This window comes from Bradyrhizobium sp. USDA 4503 (assembly GCF_054055815.1).
On sequence record NZ_JBSRXS010000001.1, the window covers coordinates 8,858,188 to 8,868,619 of the forward strand.

The window sequence follows — 10,432 nt, forward strand, 5'->3', positions numbered from 1 at the left end:
ATGAATAGTCTTTCGCCTTGCTGGCCGGGTGAACTGCCAAGGAAAATCGCGGCCACGTCAAAGTGCAGATCGATTGCTCAACTTGCCGGAGGATTGCCGTGGCCGACCCAGTCCGCGCCCCTTTCTATCACGACGGAATGCGTGAGTTGCAGGACCGCTTCGACGGTCGGCGTGTCGCCGACGGCCTCGAGAAGCATCGCCTCCACTTCGAGTTCTGGGAACAGGACCGCAAGCTCATCGAGGAGACGCGCTTCTTTTTCATCGCGACCAGCTATCAGGACAACGTCGATTGCTCGATACGTTCCGGCGATCCCGGCTTCGTGAGGATCACCGGGCCTGATACGCTTGAGTTCCCTGAGTACGACGGCAACAACATGTACCGCACGCTCGGCAATATTCACCGCAACCCGAACGTCGGATTGTTGTTTGTACGGCTCGACGGCAAGACGTTTCGCACGCGCATCCGAGGCAAGGCAACGATCCACGACAGCGCCGAAGTGCTTGCCGGGCATCACGGCGCGAAGGTCGTCGTGCGCGTCGAATGCGAGATCTTTCCAAATTGCCCGCGCTACGTTCCGGACCTGATGGGCGCCTCAGCGGACGTACCGGCGAATCTGTACGTGCCTCGGCCCGGGTACGAGCCGCCCGCCCCGGAATGGAAAGCCGGGATTATCTCAAGGACGTGCTTTCGAAGTACGATCCGCATCGGAAACGTGACGCATAGCGGACAGCCGGGAACCGCATCCGGACGAGCGAGCAAACCGCGATCAGGGCAGCGGCGCCATGTAGGGAATGCTGCCGACCAGAGCGAACACCTGCACCGCGTTGCACAGCATGCCGCCCCAATGCAGCTGGCGTAGCCGCCGCACCGCGGTGGGATCACCCGAGTCTCGCGCGTCCGCCTCAGCATCGAGCCGCCGCAAGAACCATCGGCGCGCCAGCACCGCGAACGCCGCGATCAAGGCGATGCCAAGCGCAACGGCGAACCGGCCGGCCGTGGCAAAGGCGAGCGTGCCGATCACGCCCGAAACAGTGAGCACCAGGAAGTAGGCATTGAACATGCCACGCAGCAGCCGTGTGACCGGCGGGACGTCGAGCTTCACAAGCAGGAACGCCGGCGCCGCCAGCAGGAAGTATCCCATCGGCACCAGCAGGATGATGGTGGAAAACAACACCGCCTGATCCGGCGTCATGCAGCCGCTCCCTGTTGGAAGGCGAGAGGATTTCGGTGCGGAAAACCTGGGGTAGTATCCGCGCCGGATATGTCCCGCACTATTAGGCTTTGGTCGGATGCGATGATATCAGGCCCGAGGTCTGCGCAAAGTCCAGCGAGGGACGGCCCGCATCCCGATTGCGAATGCAGGCCCCAGCCGCGAGCATGCCACATCCGTTTGGGTGGACCGGCTCTTGCATGCTAGAGATGACTTACGTCCAACCTTTGAGGCCAGAATTCTCATGCCCATCGTGAACCGCGTCGCCGATCTGCAACCCGATATCCAGGCCTGGCGCCGCGACATCCATGAAAACCCCGAGTTGCTCTACGATGTGCACCGCACTGCATCATTCGTCGCCGACCGGTTGCGCGAGTTCGGTTGCGACGAGGTCGCGACCGGGCTCGGCAAGACCGGCGTGGTCGGGGTCATCAAGGGCAAGAAGGGGCCGGCGAAGGGCGACGTCAAGGTGATCGGCCTGCGCGCCGACATGGATGCGCTGCCGATTCACGAACAGACCAATTTGCCCTACGCCTCGAAGACGCCGGGCAAGATGCACGCCTGCGGCCATGACGGCCACACCGCGATGCTGCTGGGGGCGGCGCGCTATCTCGCCGAGACGCGCAATTTCGCCGGCGAGGCGGTCGTGATCTTCCAGCCGGCCGAGGAGGGCGGAGCGGGTGCCGCCGCGATGATCAAGGACGGCCTGATGGACCGCTTCGGCATCGAGCAGGTCTACGGCATGCACAACGGTCCGGGGATTCCGATCGGCTCGTTCGCGATCCGCACCGGCCCGATCATGGCCGCGACCGATGCGATCGACATCAAGATCGAAGGGCTCGGCGGTCACGCCGCGCGTCCGCACAAATGCATCGATTCCGTGCTGGTCGGCGCGCAGCTCGTCACCGCCTTGCAGCAGATCGTCGCGCGCACCGTCGATCCGCTCGACTCCGCCGTGATCTCGATGTGCGAATTCCACGCCGGCAACGCCCGCAACGTGATCCCGCAGACCGCGGAGTTGCGCGGCACCGTGCGCACGCTGACCCGCGAGGTGCGCGACCTCATCGAGAAGCGCGTGCGCGAGGTGGTCGACGGCGTTGCGAAGATGACCGGCGCGAAGATCGATCTGACCTATGAGCGCGGCTACCCGGTCACCGTCAACCATGAGGCGCAGACCGAATTCGCGAGCCGCATCGCGCGCGAGGTCGCGGGCGCGTCCAACGTGCACGAGATGCCGCCGCTGATGGGCGCCGAGGATTTTTCCTACATGCTGGAAGCGCGGCCCGGCGCCTTCATCTTCTGCGGCAACGGCGACAGCGCCGGCCTGCATCACCCCGCCTACAATTTCAACGACGAGGCGATCGTCTTCGGCACGTCGTATTTCGTGAAGATCGTCGAGAACGCATTGGCGGCGTGAGGCTCAAGCGTCCCAGCGCACCGGCAGCGTCACCGGACCGCGGAACACCCAGCCGCGCACGACCGGCGGAGCCTCCGCGCGGAGGCGCAGATTGCGCAGGCGCGCGAACAGCATCGGCGCCACGATCTTGCCGACGGTCAGCCGCGACACCCAGGTGCCGGCGCAGAAATGCGGTCCGGCGCCGAACGCCAGATGCGATTGCTTGGGCCGCGTCACGTCGAAACGATCCGGCTCGGCGAAGCGGCTGCCGTCGCGGTTCGCGGCGCCGACGCAAAGGCCGATCTGAAGGTCTTGCGGCAGCGTGATGCCGGAAAGATCGACATCGCGGGTGACGCGGCGCGGATACATGCCGATCGGCGAGATCCAGCGCACCGCTTCCTCGAGCGCGGCCGGCCACAGATCCGGCTTTGCCAGCACGCTGTTCTTCTGCGGCGGGTTTTCCAGGAGGCCGAGCACGAGCGTCAGGATCGCGTCGCGCGGCTCGTTCAGGCCGCCGCCGATGATCACCTTGATGTTGGCGCGGATGCCCTCGATCGGCATCGGCGGATCGGCATTGATCATCGAGGACAGGACCGAAGGATTCGGCTGGCGGCGGTGATCGTCGAGCACCGCGTCGATCGCGGCATCGACCTCGGCGCTCGCCTGCATCGCCTTGCGCTCGATCTCGGCGTCGGCGGCGTAATTGCCCGCGCCGTCGATCAGCGCCTGCGACCACTCGGCGAGGGTTTGCCACGGCATCTTGCGAAACCCGATCATTGCCATCAGGCTGAGCGAGGCCATCGGCGCGGCAAGGGCGGAGAACAGATCGGCCTCTTCGGTCGCCAACAGATCATCGATCAGTTTTTCTGCGATCGCGGTGAATTGCGGCGCCCAATGCTCCTTGATTGTGGCCGGACGGAACGAGGGCTCGATCGCCTTGCGGCCGATCGCATGCTCGGCGCCGTCCTTGCGCATGAAGGTCGGCCCCATCACCTTGTTGACCAGCGAGGCCGGATTATCGGCCGAGTAGGTCGCGGGATCGCGCTCGATCCGCATGATGTCGTCGAAGCGCGTCACCAGCGTCAGCTTCGCGGGCGCGACGAAGACCGCCGGCGCGATCTCGCGCAGCCGGCGGAAGATCGGATAGGGGTCGTCGAGCAGATCCTGATACGCGATATCGGTGACGACAGGCACGGCGCTGGTCATTGGTCCTCCCGGAAGCGCTTTTTCGCCAAGGCTAGCTCCGGGTGCACGATCGCTCAATTCGATGGGATTGATCCGGACCATCGAAATATTCCATGACCTTGTGCTAGGCTGGGCCGCCAGCAATGCGGGAGGTGCAAGGGTGGCGGCCAATTCCTCGATCGATCCGATCGACATCGGGACTCTGCGGACCCTTGTGCTGGTCTATGACCTGCAGTCGTTCTCCGCCGCGGCCAAACGGCTCGACGTCAACCAGTCCACCATCAGCTATGCGATCGAGCGGCTGCGCGGCGCGCTGCATGACCCGCTGTTCGTTCGCAGCGGCAATGGCGTGACGGCGACCAAGCGCTGCGCGACGCTGGTTACCTGGGCGCGGGAGATGATCGGCGAGATCGACGGGCTTGCCTCACCGGCGGAATTCGATCCGGCGACGACGCAGGGCAGCGTGACGATCTCCTGCAACTATCACGAACGCCAGACCCTGATCCCGCAGTTCAGCACGCGGCTGCGCGCCGGCGCGCCGCAAGTCCGTCTCGTCCTGCTCGATGCCGCGGGCCACGGCGATGTCCATCTCAAGCAGAACCAGTGCGACATCGTGCTTGGTCCGGTCGGCATCGCCGGCGAAGGCTTCTTCCGGCGCCATATCCTCACCGACCACTACGTCTGCGTGATGGATCGGGCCAATCCGCTGGCGCGCGGCCGGATCGCGCTGTCGGCCTATGCCAGGGCCGAGCATGTCTTCATCACCCACAGCGGTGAGTGGCAGCCGCTCTATCTCGCGGCGCTGAGGGCGAGGAAGATCGAGATCGAGCCAGTGGTCAGCCTGCCCAACCACGACAGTCTGGAGCGCATCATCACAGGCACCAGGCTCGTCGCGACTATCCCGCATCATCTGGCGCGGGCGATGCGCGGCGGCCTCCATGTCGCTGCGCTGCCGTTCCGCGTGCCGATCTCGATCGACATGCACTGGGGCGCCAGGACGGCCAAATCCGGCTTGCACAAATGGGCGCGCGGCCTGCTGGCCGAGGTTGCGAAGGCCTGCGCCGCCTGAGCAAGGAGCCGGGCTGCAGGTCCAAAGCAAAAGGCCCGCACCGGAGTGCGGGCCTTTGTCCGGCGCGTTGCTGCGCCGAAAGCGTGGGGCGTCAGAACAGGTGGTAGAACACGTAGTACAGAACGCCCGAGATGATCATCGCGGCCGGCAGCGTCAGCACCCAGGCCATCGCGATGTTGCGGATCGTGGCCCATTGCAGGCCGGAGCCGTTGGCGGCCATGGTGCCGGCGATGCCTGACGACAGCACGTGCGTGGTCGAGACCGGCAGGCCGTAGCCGTCGGCCGCCGCGATCGTCGCGGCCGCCGTGATCTCGGCGCAGGCGCCCTGCGCGTAGGTCAGGTGGGTCTTGCCGATCTTCTCGCCGACGGTGACGACGATACGCTTCCAGCCGACCATGGTGCCGAGGCCGAGCGCGATGGCGACGGCGAACTTCACCCAGCTCGGGATGAACTTCGTCGCGGCATCGAGCGAGCCCTTGTACTGGTTCAGCGTGGCGATGTCGGCAGCGGTCAGCTCGGCTTCCTTGTCCTTCATCAGGAAACGGATCGCCTCGGACGCCAGGTACATGTCGTTACGGGTGTTGCCGACCGCGTCAGCCGGGAACTTGGCCAGCGATCCATACTGGGCAACCTGCTGGCCGATGTCGCGCACCAGCACCGCAAGCGACGGAAAGGTGCCTTCGTTGATCTGGTGCTGCGCGACATAGTTGGTCACAGCCGGGCGCGGATTGCCGATCACGTTGTAACCGGCGGCCTTGCCTTCGATGACCTTGCTGGCCGCGGTCGAGTGCGCCGTGAACAGCTCGATCTGGCTCGAGGGCATTGCGCGGTTCAGCGCATAGGCGGTCGGCACGGTGCCGATCAGGATCAGCATGATCAGGCCCATGCCCTTCTGACCGTCATTGGAGCCGTGGAAGAAGCTGACCAGTGTGCAGGTCAGGATCAGGATGCCGCGGATCCACCACGGCGGCGGCTGGTCGCCGACCGGTTCGCCGAACAGCGCCGGCGTCGCGCGCTGCAGCGCGATCTTGAGGAGGTAGAGCAGGCCGGCGGCGAGCGCGAAGCCGAACAGCGGCGACAGCAGCAGCGCCTTCGCGATGTTGGTCGCCTGCGACCAGTCGACGCCCGAGGTGCCGTCACGGCCGCGCAGCAGCGCGTTGGTGATGCCGACGCCCATGATCGAACCGATCAGGGTGTGCGAGCTCGAGGCCGGCAGGCCGAGCCACCAGGTGCCGAGATTCCAGATGATGGCGGCGATCAAGAGCGCGAACACCATGGCAAAGCCGGCACTGCTGCCGACCTGCAGGATCAGTTCGACCGGAAGCAGCGAGACGATGCCGAACGCGACGGCGCCGCTGGAGAGCAGCACGCCGATCAGGTTGAACATGCCCGACCACACCACGGCGACATGCGCCGGCAGCGAGCGGGTGTAGATCACGGTGGCGACCGCGTTCGCGGTGTCATGGAAGCCGTTGACGAATTCGAAGCCGAGCGCGATCAGCAGCGCGACGAACAGCAGGATATACGGCAGGAACGAGGTGATGCGCGTGCCGGTGGCGTCGACATCGGCATAGATGCTGTAGGCAACGAACAGCAGCGCGGCCGCAACCACGCCCAAATAGATAACCCCGGTGAGAGGATGAAAGCCCTTGTCGAGGTCCGGACCCTTTTTCAGGGCGGGCTCGATCGAGCCGGGTAACGCCATATCGCTCATGGTAAACTCCTGTCCCAATGCTCCCGATTTTGATCGATGCATATGACAAGCAATTGAAATCCGGCCCGCGAGCCGCGCCGGTCTCCCGTGGCGGTGGACATCGAGCCGAAGTTTTGTGCAACGCATTGAGCGCGCACGTGGCTTCGCGGCCTCGTGGCAATCTTCAGCAACAAGGATCGCGGATCGCGACGGAAAGCTGCCTGCGTTTCGCAGGACGAGACAATGTGCGGAGGACATCACACTGGCATCCGGCCGGCCGGGCAGCCGGAGAATTAGGCGGACGCCTGCGAGTGGAAGGTTGCGAAATGAGGGAGGGGGATTGAGAGATGAGGTGGCGCGCCGCACGATCGGGGCTAGCAAACCGCGCAGCGCGCCCGCCTCAGGGTACGTCATGGCGTGAACATGACGCCCGATACCTGCGGAACATGCTACCCTACCACGGATCAATTAAAGGTTGTAGGTATTTGTCCGCGGCTTAGAACAATTTCTCGTTGCGATGTGGTTCCTCAGGTTCCGCTGGTTTTACGGAACTCAAGCTGCATCGACTGATCTGCGCAACTGATGTGCTGCGATTTTCAGGTCGTCGATAAAGCGCTGATATTCCAGCGCCTTGGCTTTTTCATCCGGCAGCCGCAACAGATAGGACGGGTGCACAGTGACGAGCACCTTGGTTCCGTCGTGGTCGATCAGATGGCCGCGGTTCTTGTTGATCGGCGTGATCTTGCCGAGCACGCTCTGCGCCGCGGTGGCGCCGAGCGCCATCACGAGGTCCGGCTTGATGGTGGCGAGCTCGCGCTCATACCACTGGCGGCAGGCGCGGATCTCCGGTGTGCTCGGCTTCTGGTGCAGCCGGATCTTGCCGCGCGGCACGAATTTGAAGTGCTTCACTGCATTGGTGACATAGACCTTGCGGCGATCGATGCCGGCTTCCTGCAGCGCTCGATCGAGCATCTGGCCGGCCGGTCCGACGAAGGGGTGGCCTGCGAGATCTTCCTTGTCGCCGGGCTGCTCGCCGACCAGCATCAGCGTTGCGCTTTGCGGTCCCTCGCCGAACACGGTCTGGGTTGCGTCTTTCCACAGCGGGCAGGCGCGGCAATCGGCGGCCTCCTCGCGCAAGGCCGCGATGGTGTCGTGAGCTTGCCTGCCTTGAACTTGCTTGCCTTGAACTTGCTTGCGGGGCATCGGCGTATCCTGCCGCTTCTGCGGCTCGGCCGCCTTGCGTGCGATGAAGGGGCCGCTGGTCATGCGCATTGCGTCTTCGATCAGAGGCTTAATGATCGAGTCCTCGGGCAGGTTCCTCCAATAGGCTTGCGGCATCTCCATCACTTTCAGCCGTGCGGGATTGAAGCGGCCGTTGTCGTGACGCCGCCAGGCCTCCTCGAGCCGGTCCTCGGTCGGCACTTCGGATTTGGCGACGCCCGGCGTGATCGAGATCGCGTGCCCGTCCCAATGTGCGCAGACGTCGGGGGTCAGGATCGACCACGGCATGTCGGCGAAGCGGCCGGCGAAGAACGGCGCGGCAAGCTCGACGATGTGATGCTCCGGCTCGAACCAGGCGACGTAATGAGCCGTCCGCTCGCGGCCGATCTCGCGGAAGCGCAGATGCGCATGCATCCTGTCGATATCGACATAGACCGCGCGCGCCATCGCGTGGACCTCGGCGATATCGGGATCATCGGTCGCACTGAGCAGATCGTGACGGCTGCGCAGCCGCCACAGCAGGCGATAGAGCAGGGCAAAGCGTTCGTCACTGCGATGCAGGATCGCGGCCTTTGCGAGCTCGACGAATTTGGCCGACACATTGAACCGCGCCTGCGGCGTATCCGGCAATTCATTCACGCAGGATGCCGACGACAATTCGTCGTCGCTGCGTACGGTCCATGTGATCTCCGCGGGCTTCACATCGTTCAGCGCCAATCGCCGCGCGGCCTTGCGCCAGCCCTCGAAATCGGTGTCGTTGTCGAGCACGATGATGCGCATGCGATTGCTCCGTTTCCGTCACGCCGTCATTTTCGGGGCCTGCGTGCCTGACTTGCGGAAGATCAGGGCCTGTCCGGTTCGGCGGCTGCTGAATCCCATTGATTCCACTCATGAATCGATGATCTCACCAATCCGATTGACTCCGTGGGCCCTGTTAGCTTTATATTAGAACATATCATGAACAAATGAGCCAGTCCCTGGTTCTCTGTTCAGACCAGTGACGGCCTCAAATTTTGGTTGGAAGGAGCGGCGCATATGCCGGAGCGCGATCAGCAAAAGTGGTCGCCGGTTTTGCGTCCGATCGCGCTCCTCTTTTTTAAGAAAGGCGCATGATCTTGTCGCCAAACCGCTCACACTTTGGCGGATCATGCGCCGCCGCACGCATAGGTACGCTTGCGTCTCTGCGCGGCAGCATCGCGCGTATCGAGGCGTCATCGGATGCGGCGATGCCGAACCGCGTCGCGCTCGGCCATGCCGGCGCGGATGCGATGCTGCGCGGCGGGCTTGCGCCGGCGGCATTGCACGAGGTGTTCGCGGCCGGCCATCAAGGCGGCGCGGCGACCGGCTTCATTGCGGGGCTCGCCGGACGGCTGTCGGCACGCAAGCCGCTGGTCTGGGTGCGGCAGGATTTTTCCGATCGCGAAAACGGCGCGCTATCGATGCGCGGGCTTGCCGGGCTCGGCCTCGATCCGCGCCTCTTGGTCACGGTGCGCGCTGCCGATGTCGATAGCGGCCTGCGCGCCGCGGCCGACGCGCTCGCCTGCGATGCGCTCGGCGCGGTCGTGCTCGAGGTCTGGGGCCAGGCGCGCCAGCTCGATCTCGTCGCCAGCCGCAAATTGACCCTGGCCGCGCAGGCCTCCGGCGTCACCGCGCTGGTGCTGCGGATCGCGGCAACCCCGATCCCCTCGACCGCGGAGACGCGCTGGATCGTGCGCGCGGCGCATTCGCCGCCGGGCAATGCCGCGAGCGTGTGGGGCGCGCCGCGCTTCGAGGCCGAACTCGTGCGCAATCGTCATGGCCCTGTCGGGCGATGGATCATGGAATGGAAATGTGATGAGTGCCAATTCAGTGAACCGTCGGCGTATCCTCAGCCTGTGGCTGCCACGCCTGCCCATCGACCGCATCAAGCGCAAGCTCGCGCAGGACATCGCCTCGCAAGTTGATGCACGGGAGGTGGCAGGGCTCCCTCTCCCGCAAGCGGGAGAGGCGAAGAAAGCAGAACTCCCCAGCGTCGTCGTCACAAAAGACCACAACGCGATCCTGCTGCATGCTGTCGACGAGGCCGCGGTGCGCGCCGGGCTGTCGATCGGGCTGCCGCTCGCCAATGCGCGGGCGATCTGTCCGGAGCTCACGGTCTATGATGCCGATCCCGCCGCCGATCTGAAGACGCTGAACGACATCGCCGACTGGTGCGATCGCTTCACGCCGCTGGTCGCGCTCGATCTGCCTTACGGTCTGTTTCTCGACATCACCGGCTGCGCGCATCTGTTCGGCGGCGAGCGCGCGCTGCTGCAGACCGTGACGGGGGCGCTGAGCCGGCGAGGCTTTGCCGTCAGCGCGGCGATTGCCGGCACCTCGATCGCGGCGCGTACGCTGACGCGCACCGCCTCGGGCAAGATTGTCCCCGATAGCGAGGAAGCGGCGGCGGTCGGCCCGCTGCCGGTGTCGGCGCTCGGTGCCGATGCCGCTGTCACCACCGGCCTGCGCCGCGCCGGCTTGAAGACCATCGGCGATGTCGCCTCGCGCGCGCCGCATGAAATCTCGGCGCGGTTCGGTGCGGCCTTCACCACCTTGCTCAGCCACGCGCTCGGGCAGGGCGATGCCCCGATCAGCCCGCGCAAGCCGCTGCCCGATTACATCGTCGAGAAGCGTTTCCC

The 10,432-nt window shown here is 64.9% G+C and carries 9 protein-coding genes; 5 read left to right on the plus strand and 4 right to left on the minus strand.

Annotated features, from left to right (window positions below; all coding sequences use genetic code 11):
* Positions 1–98: 98 nt before the first annotated feature.
* On the plus strand, positions 99–860 hold the full coding sequence (locus ACVMIH_RS41505; RefSeq protein ID WP_082653684.1) for a pyridoxamine 5'-phosphate oxidase family protein: 762 nt from the start codon (positions 99–101) through the stop codon (positions 858–860).
* Here ACVMIH_RS41505 and ACVMIH_RS41510 read toward each other — a convergent pair.
* Positions 768–1,193 (minus strand): hypothetical protein, encoded by a 426-nt coding sequence (locus tag ACVMIH_RS41510; protein ID WP_057015672.1) that lies wholly within the window; start codon positions 1,191–1,193, stop codon positions 768–770. The two genes, ACVMIH_RS41505 and ACVMIH_RS41510, sit on opposite strands and share 93 nt — an antisense overlap.
* Before the next feature lie 262 nt (positions 1,194–1,455).
* Between ACVMIH_RS41510 and ACVMIH_RS41515 the strand changes: the two genes are divergently transcribed.
* The gene (locus ACVMIH_RS41515; RefSeq protein WP_057015671.1) at positions 1,456–2,628 is read left to right on the plus strand and encodes a M20 aminoacylase family protein; all 1,173 of its coding nucleotides are present in this window, start codon (positions 1,456–1,458) and stop codon (positions 2,626–2,628) included.
* A gap of 3 nt (positions 2,629–2,631) precedes the next feature.
* Here ACVMIH_RS41515 and ACVMIH_RS41520 read toward each other — a convergent pair whose 3' ends face one another.
* Positions 2,632–3,813: a cytochrome P450 gene (locus ACVMIH_RS41520; protein WP_057015670.1), complete on the minus strand. Its 1,182-nt coding sequence runs from the start codon at positions 3,811–3,813 to the stop codon at positions 2,632–2,634.
* Positions 3,814–3,952: 139 nt separating this feature from the next.
* Here ACVMIH_RS41520 and ACVMIH_RS41525 point away from each other — a divergent pair, with 139 nt between their 5' ends.
* Positions 3,953–4,861, plus strand: coding sequence for a LysR family transcriptional regulator (locus ACVMIH_RS41525; RefSeq protein WP_057015750.1), 909 nt, complete (start codon positions 3,953–3,955; stop codon positions 4,859–4,861).
* Between the two features lie 91 nt (positions 4,862–4,952).
* Here ACVMIH_RS41525 and ACVMIH_RS41530 read toward each other — a convergent pair whose 3' ends face one another.
* Together ACVMIH_RS41530 and ACVMIH_RS41535 are read right to left on the minus strand one after the other, a co-directional pair.
* Positions 4,953–6,575 carry an inorganic phosphate transporter gene (locus tag ACVMIH_RS41530; protein WP_057015669.1) on the minus strand — a complete coding sequence of 541 codons (1,623 nt, stop codon included), beginning with the start codon at positions 6,573–6,575 and terminating at the stop codon, positions 4,953–4,955.
* Between the two features lie 531 nt (positions 6,576–7,106).
* Positions 7,107–8,555: a UdgX family uracil-DNA binding protein gene (locus ACVMIH_RS41535; RefSeq protein ID WP_076833091.1), complete on the minus strand. Its 1,449-nt coding sequence runs from the start codon at positions 8,553–8,555 to the stop codon at positions 7,107–7,109.
* A gap of 329 nt (positions 8,556–8,884) precedes the next feature.
* On the opposite strand from ACVMIH_RS41535, the gene ACVMIH_RS41540 reads away from it, so the two are divergent.
* Entirely contained in the window at positions 8,885–9,718 is an 834-nt protein-coding gene (locus ACVMIH_RS41540; protein ID WP_375167000.1) for an ImuA family protein, read from the plus strand.
* The coding region (locus ACVMIH_RS41545; RefSeq protein WP_456866347.1) for a Y-family DNA polymerase at positions 9,609–10,432 on the plus strand (824 nt) is incomplete at its 3' end. The genes ACVMIH_RS41540 and ACVMIH_RS41545, both read left to right, overlap by 110 nt.